We start from the raw sequence: 20,635 nt of genomic DNA, 5'->3' as shown, positions 1-20,635 counted from the left end.
CCCTTTTTTTTTTTTTTTTTTTTTTTTTTTTTGCGGCATCTAACAAAAACGAAGGTAGGCTTCAAAGATGGTTGCATCATTGTTATAATTGATAATCATTATCAATTATAGGTGGGTTTTTAGTCACAATGCCAAGGTATTGTGTGTGTTTGATCGCTTAGGAGAGGGAGTTTATATGGGAATTCAGAATGACATCAAGCTGTGGGATCAGGTTCAGGTTCGCGTGCTTGATGTGCGTCTTATATCACTCGGAACACACGAGTTCATACGCAATTATGTGTTACCGACGAGTGCATTTGTGTATGTTCAAGGCAGGGGGCAGGTCTGGCTTGATGAAGAGGTATGGACTACAAACCAGTTCTTGTTGCTGCATGGGGGAAAAGGAAGACGCCTAACACTTGAAGCGACAGGGGTTATGGAGGTACATCTGATTTTGTACAAATCAACCTTGCCCTCCAATGTGCTTGTGGAGTACCGAATGATGTTGAACCAGCGTAATCCGTTTGAAGAGTCCTGGGCGACAGTGCCGGATCATACACTTGAGCTGCGTGAGCTTGTGCGGAATATACATGAATGCTGGTCAGGGCAGGAGCGAGTGGGCAAAATTCAGGTTAAAGTGTATTTTTTTCAACTGGTACAGCTTGTCTTGTTACAGCGGAGTCGCATGTTTAACGAATTTCAACAGCCTTCGCTTACCGATCAGGTTTTGCGATATATCAAAGCTCATTACCGGGAATCCATCTCACTTGATTTGCTTGCCCAGTCCTTGAGTTACAGTCCGCAATATGTATCACGCAAATTCAAGGAACAGACGGGATGTACACCGACAGAATATGTGATTCGGTTACGAATGGGTGAGGCAAGGAGTCTGCTTGCGTCCACAGAAGCTTCATTACAGGAGATTGCTGCGTATGTGGGTTATATGGACCCGTTTTATTTCAATCGTATATTCAAAAAAGAGATCGGTATCACACCGGGGCAATATCGGTTGAAGCAGCAGGAAAACTCGAAATCAGTTTCAAAAAGTACATTAAATGCAACAAATCAATCCATTGTAACAGGAGGGGATGAACGTTATCCTTTAATTGATGATGATAATCATTATCAATATAAGGGAGATGAGGAAATCAACATGTTTAACCATTTTAAATCAGCGATTATGTCGCTTGCGCTTGTACTCACATTGAGTGCTTGTGGAACAGCCCAGCAGGGGGCAGAAACATCCGAAGTTGCGGCTGAACCCGAACAACCGGCAGTCGTGGAAACCCAAATGGTAAATACGACCTTTGGTGAGGTAGAGATTCCTGCACATCCCGAGCGAGTTGCTGCCATAGATTATCTGGGAACGGTGCTTGCTCTTGGTGTCAAACCGATTGGTGGAGGCCAATTTCTGATGAACAGTCCTTATCTGGAAGGTCACATGGATGGTCTTGAAACGATAGGGGATTCCGTTGAACAATTGATGGAGCTGGAACCTGATCTTATTATTACATTGAATCCGGACAAGGCGGCTTATGAGAAATATAGCAAGATTGCTCCGACCGTTTCGATCGCATCCATCACTTTTCCGACACTCAAGGACGAAGTGAACTATTTCGGTAAAGTCCTTGGCAAAGAAGCGGAAGCAGAGAAGTGGCTGGCTGATTTTGATGAGGAGATTGCCAAAATCAAGCAGGAGGTGCAGAGTGTTGTTCCAGCTGATGCTACATTCTCCGTTATGCAGGAATATGATCGCCAAGTCTTCATTTTTGGCAATCAGTCGGGCCGGGGAGGGCGTAACATCTACGAATTGCTTGGTTTGCAAGCACCAAAGAACATTCCATCCGAGTTGATGCAGGGCGCCTATCATGAATTCTCCATAGAACTGCTCTCCAAATACGCTGGAGATTACATTGTGCTGACCAGCAAGTCTCAGTTGAAAGACCTTCAGGCAGATCCGATCTGGGGTTCATTGCCTGCTATCAAAAATGGAAAAGTGTACATATGGACGGAAGAACAATCCTGGTTCCGTGACCCTATTGCCTTGTTGAAACAGACACAGGATCTGGCTGAATGGATTATTGGACTTAATACACCGTCTAAATAAGGAACTTCAAAAAACCGTGCCGCCCAGTTTGCTGAGCAGCACGGTTTTCATTTTCTTATGTAGGACTGAACAGTAGAGGGGATTAGCTACCTGTACGGAGATGAAATAACAGTGTGGTGTGATTACCGTATAAGAGTTTATTCGCTCTTTTGTTCGTTCTGAATTTCTTGCAGATCCTCCAGTTGCAGTGTGAGGTCATTCTCGGGGTTTGCGCTCACAATGACTTCTGACTGTGATTGTTGCTGACCTGGCTGATTCGACTTGGCGGCAGGTTTGATCACGTAGAGACTTTGAACGGAGTTGAGCAGGCTGGCAGGGGTGTCTTCATACGTTTCCAGGAAGAGTACATAGTCTTTGGTAGGAATCAGCTTGAGGTTGTCATCATTAATAATCTCGGTGTTGCCAAGTTGTCCGCCAAGTTGCTTCACTTCAAGTTTTTCCCCGGCAGTGTAACCGCCCTTATAGGATTCAGCGACCTGAATCGTGTGAATCGTATAGATTTTGTCAAAAGAAGCTGGCTCTCCGCCCGGATCGGACGCGGGGTTTAACTCGTTTTCATTGGCAGCATCAGTAACTTGTACGATATCGTTTAAAGCTTCCACACGAGTCTCAACAACACTGCCTTTTACAATGGTATTTGCTCTCTCGGACAGGTCGCCAATGCTACCATAACTCGGGTAATCTTCAGAAGCAATAATGGTCATGGGTGCATCGGATGGGGACGCGGTAGGTGTAACAGAAGAACATCCAACAGCAGATAAAATGAAAATGGAAGAGAGAAGCAGCGTTAATACTCGATTTTTGTTCATGGACAGGAATCCTCCTTGGATTTTTGGGATAAGTTCGTAGCGGATTAGTACTTGGATTTTACGTTATTGATATCAAAAGTTTGAGGTTGGGTCATGGAATTGCGGTTACGGGAGTAAGACATAATGGAAGGACTGCTTGTTGTCGGGTTGTCACCGAGCCAGATGGAGTGTCCGAGTTCGTGGACAAATACGCTTTGAATGAAGTTGGATAAGTTGGTCGCGTCAGGGGTGATTGTGGATGCATTGAGTTCGATGCGGAAGCTTACGACTTGACTGCCGGATACGGAGGCGTAGTTGACACCATATGCTGTATTATTGAAGTTTCCTGCGGTGATGGTGTTTGGGGAGTTACTTGTTTTGGTGAATTTAACTTTGGCACCTGCATTGTTCCAGTTGGTAAGGGAAGCGTCCATGGGAGTCTGCCATGCGGCGGCGTAATTATACGTACGAATGGGGATGGTGGTGCTGGGGTAACCGTAGGTTAGAAAGGTTGCAGCATAGATGGTACTGCCAAACATCGCAATCGCTGAGAACAACATGATGCTCATCAAAAAATTCCTTTTCATACTTAAAACCTCCAATAAATGTATTTTATTCTCTATTATAGTAACAAGTAATATTGGAGTTGAAATGAGTCCGAGGTCGTTGTTTTTGTCGTGAAAAACATGAAATATACCTTGATCAGACCCTAATGGTGTCAAAATAAGTCATTTTCTGTTCAATGTTCATGAATAATTTCCCTAAAATTACAAACAATACGTTCAACTTCTCATAGGGAAAGGTAGTGCTTGAACATGTGCAACCGTTTTTCATTGGCAGCCGATTTAGACGATGTCAGAGATCATTTCAAGATTCAGCGAGTGATGTATTATTACAAAAACCGATACAATATCAGCCCAACCCAGCATACGCCGATTATTTTGCATCAGGATGGTGAGCGTGTATTGGATGAGTTCCGGTGGGGGTTCATTCCATTCTGGGGTCGTGATGCCGTTAACGCAAATCTTATGACAGTGCATGAGAATCCTTCCTATTACAAACTGGTAGAGACCAAGCGCTGCGTTATTCCCTGCAATGGATTATATTACTGGCGGCAAGAGGGCAAAAAAAGTTATGCGGTTCGTGTTGTTATGCCGGATCGTGGCCTGTTCGGTATTGCTGGGTTATATGAGGTGTGGAGAGATACACGGAAAGAGCCGCTTCGTACCTGCACGATGCTTATGACAGGCGCAAACATGGTTACACGTGAGTTTGGCAGTAAAATGCCAGCGATCCTTTCCGAAGAAGAGATCAACACCTGGCTTGACCCGGCTAATACACGGGTGACTCAGTTGTTACCGCTATTGAAATCGTATAACAGTACAGAGATGAATCTGTATCCAGTCACCCCAATGGTCGCCAACGATGAACACGATTGTTACGAATGCGTAGAAGAGATGGATCAGAAGCTGGCTTACGTTCGGAGTTTCTGAGTATCCTTTGGAAGATGTGAAGAAAATGAAGAGGGCTGAGAGTCTGGAGACACTCTGCTCTTTTTTTCCTTTCTGAAAATGAAAAGTTGCAATTGCAGTGAAACGTAACTATAATCATTACAGTAAGCGAACGCATATATTCATATATCTATTAAAAGAGATATTTATAATCAGGAGGGAACCACGAATGAATCCAAAGTTTAACCAGATGTTTGAACAAGTTTCACTACCGACTGGCATTACACTGAAAAACCGTATCGTGCTCGCTCCCATGACTCATATGTCCTCGAATGCTGATGGTACGATATCCGACGCTGAACTTGCTTATTATGCACGTCGCACCGGTGGTGCGGGCATGTCAATTACGGCTGTAGGGCATGTAACAGAGACAGGCATTGGTTTCCCGGCTCAATTTGGCGTATATGACGACCGCTTCATTCCTGGTCTGAAAAAACTGGCTGATACCATTAAACAACAGGGCTCCTTAGCCGTATTGCAAATTTTCCATGCGGGCCGTCTGACGCCTGAACAAGCTGTACCTGCGGGTCAAGTGGTTGCTCCTAGCGCGGTTGCAAGTGAGCGTCCAGGATCTCCTGAACCCAGAGAATTGACGGATGCCGAGATTACTTCGATTATCAAAGACTTTGGTGAAGCGACACGTCGTGCAATCGAAGCCGGATTTGATGGTGTTGAGATTCACGGTGCTAATGGTTATCTGATCCAGCAATTCTTCTCCCCGCATTCCAACCGACGTGAAGATCGTTGGGGCGGAAATGTAGAGAAACGTCTGACATTCCCACTTGCTGTAGTGGATGAGATTCAGAAAGTGGTTGCCAAACATACCAAACTGCCGTTCATCATTGGTTACCGTTTCTCACCGGAAGAACCGGAAACACCGGGACTCACAATGGAAGATACGTACCTACTAGTGGATGCGCTGAAAGATAAAAACCTGGATTACCTGCACGTTTCCCTGAACGAATTCTGGTCCAAGCCAAGACGTGGCGAAGCAGATACACGTTCTAGAATGGAATTCATCCTGGATCGTGTGAACGGCAAATTGCCTGTGATCGGCGTAGGTTCAATTCATACGGCAGATCAGGCCGCTGAGGCGCTTCAAACGGGAGTACCTCTGCTTGCCATTGGACGTGAGCTGATTATTGAACCGGATTGGGTTGAGAAAATCGAGAGCGGACGGGAAGAAGATATTGAGACGATTCTGACCAAATCGGATCAGGAACGTCTGGTTATCCCTGATGGATTGTGGAATGCAATCATCCACACACCAGGCTGGTTCCCTATGGCAGAAGATAAATAAGATACACTTCAGGACTGGAATGGAGGGGGCGAAAGCTCCCTCTTTTTGCACATGGTCCAAATTCTCCTTGTCATCGCTCTGTGGTATGATGGATGAACAGGATCAACTGGATAATCAACGGTTTGGAGTGAAGGAATATGCTCGTAGCTGAACGGTATGAGAAAATAGTGGAATGGGTGGATACGCAAGGCAGCATGCGTGTGACCGAACTTAGTGAGCGCTGCGGGGTGACGGAAGAGACGATTCGTCGTGATCTGGACAAGCTCGAACAGGCGGGCAGGCTCAGACGGTCCCATGGCGGGGCGGTCAGCGTAAAATACAAGGATGAGTTACAGTCGGAGATTCCGTATCCGGAACGGGCTGTAGCCCATGCAGAAGAGAAGCGCAGAATTGCAAGCGAAGCGGTGAAAATGGTGGAATCCGGCGACCGGATCGCCCTGGATGCAAGTACAACGGCGTGGTACATGGCGGCAGGATTGCCAAACATTCCACTGACGGTATTAACCAACTCGATTAAGGTCGCCGCAGAGCTGAGTAACAAGGAGCAGATTCGTGTGATTGCCACAGGTGGGCAATTGGCTTCGAAGTCACTGTCTTTTGTAGGACCGCTGGCGGAACGTTCGCTTGATGCCTATCATGTGGATAAAGTATTCCTGTCTTGCAAAGGAGTGCATCTGACCAAAGGCATCAGTGAATCCAATGAATTACAGGCCTTGGTGAAGCAGAAAATGATCCATATTGCGGATGAGGTCATTCTACTTGCAGATTCCAGCAAATTTAACATACAGGCGTTTACCAGAGTTGCTGAGATGAGCAGTGTGGGCAAAGTGATTACAGATCAGGGTGTAGATGAAGAGCACGTTAGCGCATTGATTGAGCAGAATATTACGTGTATACGTGTGTAAACAAGAAAGGAATGAATGTCATGAAACATCCTTTTCATCTGAAAGCGGTATGGAATGGTGGGCGTAACAGTGAGGGAACAATCGATGCAGGTGGATTAAAAACGGTCATATCGATTCCGCAGGAGATGGGCGGACCCGGTACGGGAACTAACCCGGACGAGATGCTGCTGGGTGCAGCCTCCACCTGTTACCTGATCACGCTGGCAGCGATGCTGGAGCGTTCGGATATTACGCCGGATGAATTAACGCTTGAATCGGAAGCAACGGTAGATGTTACGAATAACGTATTTACGTACGAACGGATCGTACATAGACCTCGGATTGTGCTCAGCGCAGATGCCTCTGAGGCGGATCTGACCAAGGCTGAGCGCTTGGCGCATAAGGCTGAATCCTCCTGTATGATCTCCCGAGCGGTGGCAGGTAATGTCCAGATGGAGACACAGCCAGTCATTGTTATCACTGGAGCTAACGCGGTGTGATATACTGAAGAATAGACGATTCAAGTCGTCATTTGTACAAAATAAGGAGAAATTCGGTATGAACACACAGAAGCGCAAGACTAACCTCTGGGTACGTTTAACACGTGCTATGAAGCTGAATTTCCTCAAATTGTTACGTGCTCCCGGAGGTGCTCATAAAGTATCCACCGGATTTGCAATAGGGTTCGGACTGGAGCTGATCGTGATCTCGACCGCATCCCTGATATATCTCATATTCTACCCAATTGTGCGACTGTCTGGGGGTTCGATGCCAGCAGCGATTGTTGGTAACGTGATTGGAAAACTTACGTTTTTGCCTATCATTCTGATGCCGCTCGCGAAGCAGATTGGTTCCTGGATTCTACCTGCTCACAGCATGGGACAAGGACCGGTACATGAGAGTGCATTCATGGAGCTGTTTCGCGGGAACTGGTCGGCCGTGAGTGAATTGTTGCTTGGTGGACTGGATATTCTGGCAGGCATGTCCGTGTTTGGTGTCATTCTGGGTGTGATTTCGTACTTTGTCGTAAAATTCTTCTACGTCAGAGCGCTCAACCGGCGTTATGAACGCCGGTTGGAGAAACGCCGACAAGCGGATCTAGCGTCGGTGTCGCCTCCGGTACTAATCAGGAAGCCATCACAATCATAATCGGCAGCATCAACATGGATGCAGCGGTTGTCCACAGGATGCAACGGGATACAAACTGCGGAGAAGCATTGAACTGTTCAGCCAAAATAACGGCGTTCACTGCGGTCGGCATCGATGCGAGGATCAGCAGCACACTGAACAACGTACCCTCGACCTGAAGCGCGGTCAGAATCACCCAGGAGAGGATGGGCGCAGCTGCGAGACGGACCACAAGTCCGGTCCAGAAGGCTCGGCGTACATTGGGCAGCCAGGGCACTGTAGCACCTTTTGGTCTGAGCATCTGTGCTCCCAGAATGGCGAGAACGACAGGAGAGTAACCCGCGGCCATCATGGAGATGCCTCCATCGAGTGCGTCAGGCAGGCTCAGATTGGACGCACGTAGCATAATGGCGATGCCAGCAGCATAGATGGATGGCATGCGGAAAACGGACAGAATCGCATCTTTTACCGTGAATTGGGATCTTGCGGCAAAAAAGATACCTACCGTATTAACAATGATCATCTGTCCAATGACGTAGACCGAAGCCTTGTCCAGTCCAAGCTGACCAAAGGCAAGCAGTACAAGCGGGAGCCCGTAATTCACGCAGTTCGTAAACGTGGAGACGAGGGTGAGACCCGCTTTTTCGCTTGCACCCAGACGGAACACCCGGCTCAACAGTTCGGCGAGGGCCCACAGAGCAATCAGATTAATAATAGAGAACCAGAACGTGCTGGTGACGTCCGTCCAGGTAATCTCTGCATGCAGCAATGTATTGAAGATGAGAGCAGGGCTCAAAATATAAAGGGAAAAGGTCGAGAGCGACCGGGTATCCCAATTCTTGAAGCGTTTTAACAGAATACCTCCGATCACGGGAAGTGATATCGGCAAGAACACATGGTATAAGGTGAGTAAAAATGAGTGAAGCAATGCAATTCAGTCCCTTCTGGATGAAAAACCTATCTTATCATAGCAGAAGATGCATCTCATATGAATGGATTTCAGTATGATGATGTGTAGTAATCGCCTTGTTTAACTAAGGATTTCGCTGATGGGCAGCGACAGCGGATTGCTATTTTGATATGGCAGATTTATTATAGAAGAGGTGCAACAAGATTACATACACATAGAGGAGGAAACTGTAATGAGTGAATCAAAACGCTTGCTCGTACTTGCCGGCTCTTACGCCGAAGCGGAAAATGAGGGCATTTATGCATATGAATTGAATGAGGATACAGGCAGCTTGTCCAAGCTTGACGGCATCGCGGGAGTGAAAAACCCAACGTTTGTCAACGTGGATGCTGAAGGAAACAAACTGTATGCGATTGGTGAAACAGCGTCAGCTGAAGGCAATAAAATGTCTGAAGCTGTAGCTCTGAGCATTGATCCTTCTACAGGAAAATTAACGTTGCTGAACCGGAATAATTCCATTTCAGCTCCACCATGTCATATCCAGCGTGACCCTTCCGGTAAATACTTGATTCTCTCCAGCTACCACGGTGGTCTGGTAGGTCTGCAAGCCTTGACGGATAACGGTGAAGTGGGAGCGCTCTTGGACGAGAAGAAACATGAAGGACAAGGTGCGCATCCTGAACGTCAGGACAAGCCACATGTGCACTCCGCATTCTTCAGCCCGGATGGTAAATACATGATGGTACAGGATCTCGGCGCAGATAACATCGCGATCTATTCTATTGATGCAGACAAAAATGAACTTGTGCTGCACAGTGAAACCAAAACACATCCGGGAGCAGGCCCACGTCACTTGGCATTCCATCCGAATGGTGAATTCGCTTATGTTATCAATGAAGTGGATTCTTCCATTACTTCGTTCAAATATGATGCAGCAGCGGGCACGTTGACTGAATTGTCTACTTTATCCACATTGCCTGATGGATATGATGGCAAAGAGAATACAACAGCCGAAATCACGGTTTCCAATGATGGACGTTATGTATATGGTTCTAACCGTGGACATGACAGCATCGTTGTATTTGCAGTAGATGCAGACAAAGGTCACCTGACACTGGTTGAGCATGTATCTGCTGAAGGTGAGCACCCGCGTCACTTTGCGCTGACACCTAACGGCAAATTGCTGATTGCAGCTAACCGCGATACGAACAACCTCGTGACATTCACGGTAGATCAGGAGAGCGGACGTCTGAAATACACTGGTCACAGCACAGGTGTATCCAAGCCGGTATGCGTGAAACCTGTATATCTGTAAAATGATAAATTTCTAAACCAGCTTTGGCTGGATTGAAAATGAAACGATAAAGATAAAGACCCTGCCATGTGGCGGGGTCTTTTATATTGAATATATAATTGGAAGATTAGGCTGCTGTTCAGCTGTAAGCGTGTGGATTGGAATAGAGCATTAATTCTATATAGGTTCACCTAACAACGAACAATTATCAATAGTATCGTGCAAGTAACTACCCCACTTCAAAGTGCGTACTTCCTGAATGGATAGTCAGGGTCTACAATGAGTGAGTAGCCAAAACAAACACTGCATGCATCTGAACAGACAAATTGGTGCAGGCTAAATATCTGATTATTATTTTTACAGGAACGAATCATATTTGAACAACAAAGGAGAAATAAATGATGAAATTGCAATTGGCGCTTGACTTGGTAAATATCCCTGAAGGTATCGCATTGGTTAAAGAGGTTGAACAATATATTGATATCGTTGAGATTGGTACTCCAATCGTTATTAATGAAGGTTTGCACGCGGTTAAAGCAATGAAAGAAGCATTCCCTAATCTGCAAGTTCTTGCAGACCTTAAAATCATGGATGCTGGTGGTTATGAAATCATGAAAGCAGCTGAAGCTGGTGCGGATCTAATCACTGTGCTTGGGGCAACCAATGACAGTACGATCAAAGGTGCAGTAGCATAAGCGAAGAAACAAAACAAACAAGTTCTTGTGGACATGATCAACGTGCCTAACCTGGAACAACGTGCTCGTGAAATTGATGCGCTTGGCGTAGATTACATCTGTGTACACACAGGTTATGACCTACAAGCTGAAGGACAAAGCCCGTTCGAAGATCTGCAAACGATCAAAGCTGCTGTGAAAAATGCTAAAACGGCTGTCGCTGGTGGAATCAAGCTGGAAACATTGCCAGAAGTAATCAAAGCACAACCGGATCTGGTTATTGTAGGTGGCGGTATCACAGGACAAGCAGACAAAGCGGCAGTTGCAGCTGAAATGCAACGTCTCGTTAAACAAGGGTAAGCAGATGAGCAAAACACAGTACGCAGCTGACATCTTGAAGGAGCTGGAACGTACGTTAAGCCAGATCGACGATGCAGAGATGCAAGCGATGGCTGAGCACATTCTGGCTGCGGAACAGATTTTTGTAGCAGGAGCAGGCCGGTCAGGACTTATGGGGAAGGCTTTTGCCATGAGACTGATGCAGATGGGGCTTCGTGTATATGTGGTGGGCGAAACCGTAACACCTGGGATCAGCTCGAAAGATTTCCTCTTGCTGTGCTCTGGCTCAGGAGAGACAGGCAGTCTGGTGGCCATGGCTCAAAAGGCTAATCAGGCTGGTGCGCCTGTAGGTCTCATTACGATTAAGCCAGAGTCCACGATTGGGAAATTGGCAACTACGGTAGTGCGTCTCCCGGCTTCAGCCAAAGAGGACACAGCAACTTCCGGAGCGGCAGTAACCATTCAGCCGATGGGCTCGTTGTTCGAACAAGGACTGTTAATCGGCATGGATGCTCTCATCCTTACGATGATGGAAATGAAGGGTATGACCGGAGCGGATATGTTTGGCCGCCACGCGAACCTGGAATAGTGAATAGATGAAAGACCGGAATCCTTTGATTATGAAGGGTTCTGGTCTTTTCTGCGATACATAATCATTCATCTGTATAGGTTTTATCCGTGATTTACAGTTAAACTTTGCATCCCGACCAGGCTGTAGTAGAATTAATAGATAGCTGTATCGAATGAATGTACTTATTACATCATGCATGGAGCGGAAAACTTACCTCGTGTGAAGTGTCCCCGTGATATGTGTATTATACGCGATATAAGATTGAAGATGAGGGGGCTCGGAGCCATGGCGTCCGAAGTGAAGGAACGGATTAATCTGAAAGAAATCAACTGTGAGAAGGAATTGACCCTTGCGGTGATCGGTGGCAAGTGGAAACTGATTATTTTGTGGCACTTGGGCCTGGAAGGCACCAAACGTTTCAGTGAGCTGAAACGCCTAATCCCTCATATTACCCAGAAGATGCTGACCAACCAGCTTCGTGAGCTGGAGGAAGACAAACTGATTGAACGCAAGGTGTATGCAGAGGTACCACCTCGGGTGGAATATACGTTGACAGATCACGGTCAAAGCCTGATGCCCGTCCTGCACGCAATGTATAACTGGGGTAAAAATTACGGCGAAAATGTAATCTGGAAAGAAAGCTAAATAAGTTATAGTTAGAACGACCGCTAGGTAAATGGATTCTTCCATAAACCAGCGGTTTTTTTAGTTACTTTTAAATTTTGGACAGTAGATCAATAGTTTACTCCAAACGCAGCGGGCAGAAATAGACTTAAGAAGCGAAGCGTTCGCCTTTATCACCGGATTTTCACCTTTGAAAAAGGGGAATCAAAAAATCTGGGGATAACAGCGATCGAAAGGCTATTCTGCCAGCGGAGTAATAAGGAGTAATCATTGTCATGTATAGATGAGCAGAATATGATACGATGAGAGATATTGGAAAATGCAAGGAGGATGACAACTAAAGATGGAAAAAATACGTACACGTGCTGAGGTAAACCCAGAAACCACTTGGGATCTGAGAGACTTGTTTGTAACCGATGTAGAGTGGGAGCAGGAGCTTCGATCACTTCCTCAGGCTGCTGCCCAGATCGAAACGTTCAAAGGACGTCTGGGCGAAGGCGCTGAACAATTACTGGCTTGTCTGGATGCGCGTGAAGCTTTGCAGGAGCGGATCGGCAAGACGGCTTCTTATGCTCGACTGAAGCAGTCAGAGGACAGCACCAATCCGGTGAATATTGAGAATTCAGCCAAGGCAGGAGATATCCTATCAAATCTGTCTTCGTCCTTGTCTTTTGTCAATTCGGAGATCGTTGATCTGCCGGAGGGAACCGTTGAACGTTACCTTGAAGAACTTCCGGGATTGGAGCCGTATGCGCGCAGTTTGGAGCGTTTGATTCGAGAAAAAGAACATCGGCTTACGCCCGAGACCGAGAAGGTACTCGCTTCATTAGGAGAGGTACTGGATTCGCCATACCGTATCTATCTGCGCGGTAAACTGGCAGACATGACGTTTGACGATGCTCTCGATGGAGAGGACAATAATCGTCCGTTATCCTGGTCATTTTATGAAAATAATTATGAGATGTCGTCTGATACAAAGCTGCGCCGTTCTGCTTATGCTGCATTCAGCTCGACATTAAATGATTACAAAAATACGTTTGCAGAAGGTTATGCAACCGAAGTGAAGAAACAGGTTGTTTTATCCAGGCTGCGTGGTTACGACGATGTTACAGATATGCTTCTCAGCCCACAACAAGTGAGCAAAGAGATGTACAATAATATTCTGGATATTATCCAGCAAGAACTCGCACCTCATATGCGCAGACTGGCGGCTCTCAAGAAACGTGAGCTGGGTCTGGACAAACTGATGTTTTGTGATCTGAAGGCGCCGCTTGATCCTGAATTTAGCCCTGCCATTACATATGATGAGGCGTGCATACTCATTCGAGAAGCGCTTGATGTGCTTGGGCCGGAGTACGGCGAGATCGTAGAGCGCGCATTCAGTGATCGCTGGGTGGATTACGCAGATAACGCAGGCAAATCCACAGGGGCATTTTGCTCCTCTATATATGGTTCACACTCTTATATCTTAATTTCATGGGCAAACAATATGCGCGGAGCATTTACACTTGCCCATGAAGTGGGGCATGCAGGCCACTTCATGCTTGCGGGACGTTACCAACGGCTCACGAATACACGGCCATCTCTTTATTTCATTGAGGCACCATCGACCATGAATGAAATGCTGCTGGCCGATCATCTATTGAAGCGTTCCGATAATCCTAGAATGCGTCGTTGGGTCATTTTGCAACTGTTGAACACGTATTACCATAACTTCGTTACACATCTGCTGGAAGGTGAATTACAGCGCAGGGTGTATGCACGCGCAACCAATGATGAGCCCATTACGGCGAAGACGTTAAGTCAGCTCAAAGGAGACATCCTTTCTGAATTCTGGGGACCTGATCTGGTAATTGATGAAGGGGCCAAGCTCACGTGGATGAGACAACCTCATTATTATATGGGATTATATCCATATACCTATGCGGCAGGTTTGACGGCTTCCACAGCGGCTGCACAGCAGATTCGGGAAGAAGGACAGCCTGCGGTAGATCGCTGGCTTGATGCACTCAAAGCTGGTGGAAGTCTCACACCGCAGGAGTTAATGAAACTTGCGGGTGTGGATATGTCCGGACCTGAGCCGATTCGCTCTGCGGTTGCTTATGTCGGCAGTCTGGTCGACGAACTTGAACGTCTGTATTCCTGATCTGGTTCATATAGTATATGGACAAGGCAGAACGGGTTGTCTGCATGCACCGCCTTCCTTGCGTGGGGGCGGTGCATCTTATTTTTGTAAGGGGAAAGGAACGATGATGAATGGCGTTAACGAGCGTGTCCTCATCGATGGGCCGATTAAGCGTAGACGGCTTTGGTGTGTTTGACGACATGAATGGAGTACCAGGTTTTAAAGGCAATCAGGGTGGTTTTTTTTCGGGATTTAGTGAGTTTGCTGCAATGAATGCATTTGCTTCGATTTTCATTGGTGCCATATTTCTCATCATTGCGGGAGTCATTGTTTTTGTTATTTTTTCAGGCATACGCTCAGGGATGTCAAATAACGCAGCAGCCTTGTTAACCCTGCACTCAACAGTGGTGGCTAAACGAACGGAAGTCTCAGGTGGAAGCGGCGATAGCAGTGCGACTACCCGGTATTATGTTACATTTGAATTCGACAATGGGGAGCGCACTGAACTGATTGTTGGCGGAAACCATTATGGCATGATGGTGGAAAATGATCGAGGGATGCTGACGTATCAGGGAACACGCTTCAAGCATTTTGAGAGAGATGTACAACCCCAGTCGGGGGTAAGCAAAGGTCAATTTTATACGTAAAAAAAAGAAATGCGGCTCCTCCCAGGTGGGAGAGAGTCGTTTTTGGTATACCCAAAAGAAAGAAAAAGCGAAGGGTATTCAAACGCTTACAATGGTGATATACTCGTAAAATAAAGTAAAACAGTATTAAACAAAAACAAACAAACAATAAATATAGAATAAAGTACAGGGTTACGGACTGAATTCAAGAGATGCCGTTTGGAAAATAGGATTGGTTCGAAAGGTTGGTGAAACGCGGTGAGTGTGCTGGCTTATGATTTGGGCGCTGGGAGCGGGAGAGCGCTACTGGGACATCTGAATGATCGTGGGATCGAAACAAGCGAAATTCATCGGTTCAAGAATGAACCAGTGAAGGTTGGCGAGCGGATGCACTGGGATATTCTGCGATTGCATCATGAATTGTTGCAGGGGCTTACCCTTGTGAAACAGCAGGGAGAACAGCCGGAGAGCCTGGGGATCGATTCCTGGGGCGTTGATTTTGGTTTGCTTGGCAGTAATGGTGAGTTGCTTGGTAACCCGTATCATTACCGTGATACACAGTTTAACGGCATGATGGATCAGGTACGGCAAGAGCTGACCTCTCAGCGAATCTTCGAACGTACAGGGATTCAGTTTCTTAGCTTTAATACTTTGTATCAATTGGCAACGCTTCAACGCAGCGGTTCCCCGTTACTTCATGAAGCAGAGCGTTTTCTCATGATTCCGGATTTGCTACGTTATTTCCTGACAGGGGAAGCGGTGAATGAGTTCACCAATGCAACCACAACACAATTATACAATCCATCAGCGGGGCAGTGGGATAGTGAGTTGCTGGCGCATATTCGCATTTCGGAGAAATTGTTTGGTGAAGCCGTGCTGCCAGGTACCCGTGTTGGACAATTGCGAAGCAGTATCTGTAACGATCTGGGATTGTCCCCGATACCTGTGATCGCTGTTGCGGAGCATGATACGGGTTCAGCTGTTGTGGCTGTTCCTGCAACGGAACGTTCATTTGCTTATCTGAGTTGTGGAACCTGGTCCCTGATGGGTACGGAGATAGATCATCCTGCAATTAGTACCGAGAGTCTGGCCTTGAACTTCACGAATGAAGGCGGGGCGGGCGGAACATTCCGTCTGCTGAAAAACATTATGGGTTTATGGATTTTGCAGGAAAGCATGCGCGAGTGGGAGCGCCAGGGGCAGGGAATTAGCTATGATGCGTTATTGGCGCAGGCGGAACAGGCACCCCCATTTGCCAGTTTGTTTGATCCGGATGATGAACTGTTCATGCCCGCAGGAGATATGACGACCCGTATACGTCAGTATTGCCGTGATACAGGGCAAGTGGTACCAGAGGATCAGGGGGCTATTGCCCGGGCAATTCTGGAGAGTCTTGCATTGAAGTATAGAAGAGTTCTGGAATGGACGGAGCAATTGTCGGGTCAGGCGTTCAACGGATTGCATATGGTCGGTGGAGGCATCCAGAACCGCCTGTTATGTCAGTGGACTGCAAATTCCATTGGTAAGCCGGTATGGGCAGGTCCAGCAGAGGGAAGTGCCATCGGGAATATGGCTGTGCAATGGATGGCGAGCGGAGCTTTTAAAGATATCTGGGAAGCTCGTAAGGCCATTCGTGATTCATTTCCGGTAACTGTGTATGAGCCGCAGGACGGATCAATCTGGGAAGATGCTTACGGCAGATTTCTGCGTGTGACGGCTTCATCTAATTCACAAGCGGGGAGTGAGGTGTAACATGCTGGCAGCCGAGCGGTATGACCGAATTGTGGAGATGGTGAATGTAAAGGGCAGTATGCGTGTATCCGAGCTTAGTGAGCGCTGCCGGGTGACGGAGGAAACCATCCGGCGGGACCTGGATCGGCTGGAACAGGCAGGCCGACTGCGACGATCTCACGGTGGTGCAGTGAGTGTGAAGGAAGATCAACCGGAGATCCCTTACCGGATCAGGGAGACAACCTATGCAGAAGAGAAAAAACGGATTGCACAAGCGGCTCTGGCGATGATTAATCCGGGTGATCGCATTCTGTTGGATGCGAGCACAACGGCAGGTTATATGGCAGCGAATATGCCGGATTTCCCGCTGACGGTCTTAACCAACTCGATCCAGATTGCCACTGAACTCAGCAGCCGTGACAAGGTTGAGGTCATCTCAACAGGGGGTCAGCTGGCATCTCGCTCGTTGTCTTTTGTTGGGCCGCTCGCGGAGCGTTCTCTGGAAACGTATCACGTGGATAAAATGTTCATGTCGTGCAAAGGTGTACATCTCGAAGGTGGCGGAATCAGTGAGTCCAATGAACTTCAAGCAAGGCTGAAGCAGAAGATGGTTGGCATATCCGATCAGGTCATCTTACTTGCAGATGCCAGTAAATTTGGTGTTCGTGCTTTTGCCCGAGTATCCGGGTTAAATGCAGTCCATATGATCGTTACCGATCAGCCATTGGAGTCTGAACAGACAGAACGTTTGAGCGGATACGACATAGGGATTATTACAGTTTAATCTTTTAGATTTTATCTATATAAATTGAACTAAACATTTACACGAAACGGAGTGTCCAGTGTAAATATTCTTAGTCAATTTATCTACTAATCAGTTAATAGGAGCGTGTAATTATGAAGGTCTCCTTATTCATTACCTGCCTCAGCGATGCCATCTATCCCCGAGTGGGGGAAGCCATGGTCAGATTGCTCGCCGCTCATGGCGTTCGGCTGGATTTCCCGCCGGTGCAGACCTGCTGCGGTCAGCCTTCCTACAATAGCGGGTACTGGGATGAGACTCGGGTAGCGGCCAAAACGATTCTTGAAGCGTTTGACGACAGTGATTTTGTGGTATGTCCTTCGGGATCGTGTACGTATATGATTCATCATTATCCCGAGCTGTTCGCGGATGAACCAGTATGGTTGGAGAAGGCAAAACGATTGGAAGCCAAAGCCTATGAGTTTACTCAATTCCTCGTTCAGGTACTCGGGATAACCGATCTGGGCGCACATTTTCCGCACAAAGTAACCTATCATCCATCCTGCCACGGCAGCCGTCTGCTGGGTGTGAAGGATGAGCCGATGGCGCTGCTCTCTCAGGTAAAAGGACTGGAATTGGTTCCACTTCCATTTGCTGAGGATTGCTGCGGGTTCGGGGGCACGTTTGCCATCAAAATGTCCGATATTTCAGGAGCGATGGTGACGGAGAAGGTCGATCATGTCAAAGAGACACAAGCCGAAGTATTGGTAGGGCTGGACATGGCCTGTCTGATGAATATCGCAGGTAATCTGCGTTATCGGAATGAACCGGTGCGTGTAATGCATCTGGCGGAACTACTGTATGAGGGGGTGCGAACAGGATGAGCCAACCGGGAGTCATGGATACTACGGTCAAAGAACGTGCCGGACTGGCCTTGAATGATGATTTTCTGCGAAAAGCAGTCAAATTCACGACAGAACGTTTGCGTAACGGGAAGAAATCTGCCTCAGAAGAACATGGAAATTGGGATGAATGGCGGGAGCGTGGCCGTCAGATTCGTTTGCATACGATTGCGTATCTTGATTATTATCTGAATGAATTTGTGAATAACGCCCGTGCAAACGGGGTTCATATTCATTTTGCAGATACATCGGTGGAAGCTGCGGCGATTGCGCTGGATATTGCGGCGCATAAGCAGGCTTCTACGGTGGTGAAGTCCAAATCGATGGTGTCGGAGGAAGTACATCTGAATCATGTGCTGGAATCGGCGGGCATTGAAGCCATCGAGACCGACCTGGGTGAATACATCATTCAGTTGGCAGGCGAAGCCCCTTCTCATATTGTCATTCCAGCGATCCATAAGAACCGCTACCAGATTGCAGAGTTGTTATCGAAGGAAGCGGGTGAAATTCTGGAGCCGGACACAACGGTACTTGCCGGATTTGTTCGCAAAAAGCTGCGTGAGAAATTCCTCGAAGCAGATATCGGCATGACCGGCTGCAATTTTGCAATTGCAGAGACGGGTTCCATGGTTTTGTTCGAAAATGAAGGCAATGCCCGTATGGTATCCACTGTTCCAAAAACGCAGATTACACTGATGGGCATGGAGCGGATCATCCCTTCGTGGACGGATCTGGAAGTCATGGCAACCTTGTTGCCACGCTCCGCAACAGGTCAGAAACTAACGATGTACATGTCAGGCATCACAGGTCCTCGCCGCACAGCGGATGCGGATGGGCCGGATGAAATGCATATTATTATCGTGGACAACGGTCGATCTTTACAGCTCGGTGATCCTGAATTCCAGGAGTTGCTGAATTGTATTCGCTGCGGTGCTTGTCTGAATGCTTGCCCGGTATATCGTCATATTGGAGGTCATGCCTACGGTGGGACGTACAGTGGTCCAATTGGCGCAGTACTGACACCTGCACTTAATGGCAACATTGATGAATGGAACGATATTGCGGGTGCTTCGAGTCTGTGCGGAGCCTGTTATGAAGCATGTCCAGTTAAAATTCCATTGCATGATATGCTCGTTTATCTACGTAGGCGTAAAGTGGAAGACGGCCATGGAAACAAAATGGAAAGCATGGGTATGAAGGGATTTGCCGCTGTTGTATCCAATTCCAAACGTTTCAGTGCGGCCATACGTCTGGGACAGATCGGGCAGAAGGCAGTTGTACGCAACAACGGCATTTCAATCAAATTGGGTCCACTTAAAGGCTGGAACAATTATCGGGTTGCGCCAAGCCTCGCCAAGAAATCCTTCCGGCAACAATGGAACAAGCTGGATCAGGAACTGAACCAGGAGCAACCGGCCATGGATTCTTCCGTTCGCAGCCGTATGGAGCAGATTATTCGTGAGCGAGAAGAAGGGGAGGGTACTAAGCATGGTCACTGAACATCAGCAATGGCTTGCACAATTGGAGAAGAAGTCCATTGAGAAACAGGAGCAGTTCATGAATGACATTGCTTCGAAATTGAGAAGACCAAGGCAACGCCATGCACCGACCCAACCCTTTCGGGGAGCACCCGACTTTTGGACTGAACTGGAATGGGATGAAGAGAAGCGTATTCAAGCATTTACGGATAACTTTGTGAGTGTAGGCGCACACATTGCCCGGGTTCAGAACATGGAAGAAGTATCTCAATTTATAGCCAACAAATCTCATGAACTGAGTGCCAGGTATATCATTCGTCAGAATGAACAGGCGTTACAGGATCTCGGATTGGAAGAGCAGCTTCCCGATGTGCAGATCTCAGTCTGGAATAGTCAGGCTGATGAGAATTGGAAGGCTCGGGCAGCTGAGGCGGATATCGGTGTGGTTATGGCGGATTATGCAACAGCATACACAGGCTCGGTCACTGTACTTTCTTCACCGGAAAAAGGTCGTTCAGTCAGTCTCTTGCCTACGGTACTCATCATCATTATTCCAGTAGATCGACTGTACACCAGACTGGGTGAGACGCTGGATCGATTTGACGAAGCGGGAAGAGAGAATCTTCCGGCAGGCATCCACTTTATTTCCGGGCCAAGCCGCTCTTCCGATATTGAAAATGATTTAACCATTGGGGTACACGGACCAGGCATTGTATATGGTTTAATTATGGGTTAACGATGTGTTTAGCGTGATGGCACATCATGATTTTGATAACTGTCCGAGATGCAGTGTGTGACTGCTGAGGGCAGTTTTTTATTTTGTCTACTATAGTTAAAAACTATTAAAATTATATTTATTATATATTTCACCTATTAATAATGGGAGTGTATAATCCATCTCAAGAGAGAGTTCATATGAGAT

General features: G+C 47.2%; 19 protein-coding genes and 1 pseudogene. 17 read left to right on the top strand and 3 right to left on the bottom strand.

The features are described from left to right. The first annotated feature begins 175 nt into the window (after positions 1-175). Positions 176-2,086 carry an AraC family transcriptional regulator gene (locus C170_RS09690; protein WP_036608869.1) on the top strand — a complete coding sequence of 637 codons (1,911 nt, stop codon included), beginning with the start codon at positions 176-178 and terminating at the stop codon, positions 2,084-2,086. A gap of 137 nt (positions 2,087-2,223) precedes the next feature. On the opposite strand, the gene C170_RS09685 is transcribed toward C170_RS09690, so the two are convergent. Together C170_RS09685 and C170_RS09680 are read right to left on the bottom strand one after the other, a co-directional pair. After that, on the bottom strand, positions 2,224-2,895 hold the full coding sequence (locus C170_RS09685; protein WP_036608867.1) for a hypothetical protein: 672 nt from the start codon (positions 2,893-2,895) through the stop codon (positions 2,224-2,226). Positions 2,896-2,939: 44 nt separating this feature from the next. After that, positions 2,940-3,461, bottom strand: coding sequence for a hypothetical protein (locus tag C170_RS09680; RefSeq protein WP_051447100.1), 522 nt, complete (start codon positions 3,459-3,461; stop codon positions 2,940-2,942). A 228-nt stretch (positions 3,462-3,689) separates the two neighbouring features. Here C170_RS09680 and C170_RS09675 point away from each other — a divergent pair, with 228 nt between their 5' ends. From C170_RS09675 to C170_RS09655, 5 genes are all read left to right on the top strand, one after another. Continuing rightward, positions 3,690-4,367, top strand: coding sequence for an SOS response-associated peptidase (locus tag C170_RS09675; RefSeq protein ID WP_036608866.1), 678 nt, complete (start codon positions 3,690-3,692; stop codon positions 4,365-4,367). Between the two features lie 187 nt (positions 4,368-4,554). Next, positions 4,555-5,685: an NADH-dependent flavin oxidoreductase gene (locus C170_RS09670; RefSeq protein ID WP_036608863.1), complete on the top strand. Its 1,131-nt coding sequence runs from the start codon at positions 4,555-4,557 to the stop codon at positions 5,683-5,685. A gap of 137 nt (positions 5,686-5,822) precedes the next feature. Then, positions 5,823-6,590 carry a DeoR/GlpR family DNA-binding transcription regulator gene (locus C170_RS09665; RefSeq protein ID WP_036608860.1) on the top strand — a complete coding sequence of 256 codons (768 nt, stop codon included), beginning with the start codon at positions 5,823-5,825 and terminating at the stop codon, positions 6,588-6,590. Between the two features lie 20 nt (positions 6,591-6,610). After that, positions 6,611-7,069, top strand: coding sequence for an OsmC family protein (locus C170_RS09660; RefSeq protein WP_036608858.1), 459 nt, complete (start codon positions 6,611-6,613; stop codon positions 7,067-7,069). A 58-nt stretch (positions 7,070-7,127) separates the two neighbouring features. Continuing rightward, a complete protein-coding gene (locus C170_RS09655; RefSeq protein WP_036608856.1) occupies positions 7,128-7,718 on the top strand; it encodes a DUF2062 domain-containing protein in 591 nt (196 codons plus the stop codon). Here C170_RS09655 and C170_RS09650 read toward each other — a convergent pair. After that, the gene (locus C170_RS09650) at positions 7,696-8,625 is read right to left on the bottom strand and encodes an AEC family transporter (RefSeq protein ID WP_036608854.1); all 930 of its coding nucleotides are present in this window, start codon (positions 8,623-8,625) and stop codon (positions 7,696-7,698) included. The two genes, C170_RS09655 and C170_RS09650, sit on opposite strands and share 23 nt — an antisense overlap. Positions 8,626-8,839: 214 nt before the next feature. Between C170_RS09650 and C170_RS09645 the strand changes: the two genes are divergently transcribed. The 11 genes and pseudogenes from C170_RS09645 to C170_RS09595 all read left to right on the top strand — a co-directional run bounded on the left by C170_RS09645 (position 8,840) and on the right by C170_RS09595 (position 20,449). After that, positions 8,840-9,922 carry a lactonase family protein gene (locus C170_RS09645; protein WP_036608852.1) on the top strand — a complete coding sequence of 361 codons (1,083 nt, stop codon included), beginning with the start codon at positions 8,840-8,842 and terminating at the stop codon, positions 9,920-9,922. Positions 9,923-10,302: 380 nt separating this feature from the next. Continuing rightward, positions 10,303-10,935, top strand: a pseudogene (hxlA, locus tag C170_RS09640) (3-hexulose-6-phosphate synthase). Positions 10,936-10,939: 4 nt separating this feature from the next. Next, positions 10,940-11,503 carry a 6-phospho-3-hexuloisomerase gene (gene hxlB / locus C170_RS09635; protein ID WP_036608850.1) on the top strand — a complete coding sequence of 188 codons (564 nt, stop codon included), beginning with the start codon at positions 10,940-10,942 and terminating at the stop codon, positions 11,501-11,503. Between the two features lie 267 nt (positions 11,504-11,770). Beyond that, positions 11,771-12,130, top strand: a complete 360-nt coding sequence (locus tag C170_RS09630; protein ID WP_036608849.1) for a winged helix-turn-helix transcriptional regulator — start codon at positions 11,771-11,773, stop codon at positions 12,128-12,130. A 322-nt stretch (positions 12,131-12,452) separates the two neighbouring features. Next, entirely contained in the window at positions 12,453-14,255 is a 1,803-nt protein-coding gene (gene pepF / locus C170_RS09625; protein ID WP_036608847.1) for an oligoendopeptidase F, read from the top strand. Positions 14,256-14,365: 110 nt separating this feature from the next. Continuing rightward, positions 14,366-14,881: a DUF2500 domain-containing protein gene (locus C170_RS09620; RefSeq protein WP_235200741.1), complete on the top strand. Its 516-nt coding sequence runs from the start codon at positions 14,366-14,368 to the stop codon at positions 14,879-14,881. 237 nt (positions 14,882-15,118) lie between these two features. Then, entirely contained in the window at positions 15,119-16,612 is a 1,494-nt protein-coding gene (locus tag C170_RS09615; protein WP_036608845.1) for a rhamnulokinase, read from the top strand. Between the two features lies 1 nt (position 16,613). Then, the gene (locus C170_RS09610; protein WP_036608844.1) at positions 16,614-17,375 is read left to right on the top strand and encodes a DeoR/GlpR family DNA-binding transcription regulator; all 762 of its coding nucleotides are present in this window, start codon (positions 16,614-16,616) and stop codon (positions 17,373-17,375) included. 113 nt (positions 17,376-17,488) lie between these two features. Next, entirely contained in the window at positions 17,489-18,217 is a 729-nt protein-coding gene (locus C170_RS09605; protein ID WP_017688927.1) for a (Fe-S)-binding protein, read from the top strand. Beyond that, on the top strand, positions 18,214-19,734 hold the full coding sequence (locus tag C170_RS09600; protein WP_036608841.1) for a LutB/LldF family L-lactate oxidation iron-sulfur protein: 1,521 nt from the start codon (positions 18,214-18,216) through the stop codon (positions 19,732-19,734). Before C170_RS09605 ends, C170_RS09600 begins: the two co-directional genes overlap by 4 nt. After that, positions 19,724-20,449: a LutC/YkgG family protein gene (locus tag C170_RS09595; protein WP_036608839.1), complete on the top strand. Its 726-nt coding sequence runs from the start codon at positions 19,724-19,726 to the stop codon at positions 20,447-20,449. Before C170_RS09600 ends, C170_RS09595 begins: the two co-directional genes overlap by 11 nt. Positions 20,450-20,635 lie beyond the last annotated feature (186 nt).

The sequence above is a fragment of the Paenibacillus sp. FSL H7-689 genome (assembly GCF_000517905.1).
Taxonomy (GTDB): domain Bacteria; phylum Bacillota; class Bacilli; order Paenibacillales; family Paenibacillaceae; genus Paenibacillus; species Paenibacillus amylolyticus.
Note: the sequence above shows the minus strand (reverse complement) of the source record. Positions and strands in the feature narration are given on the sequence as shown.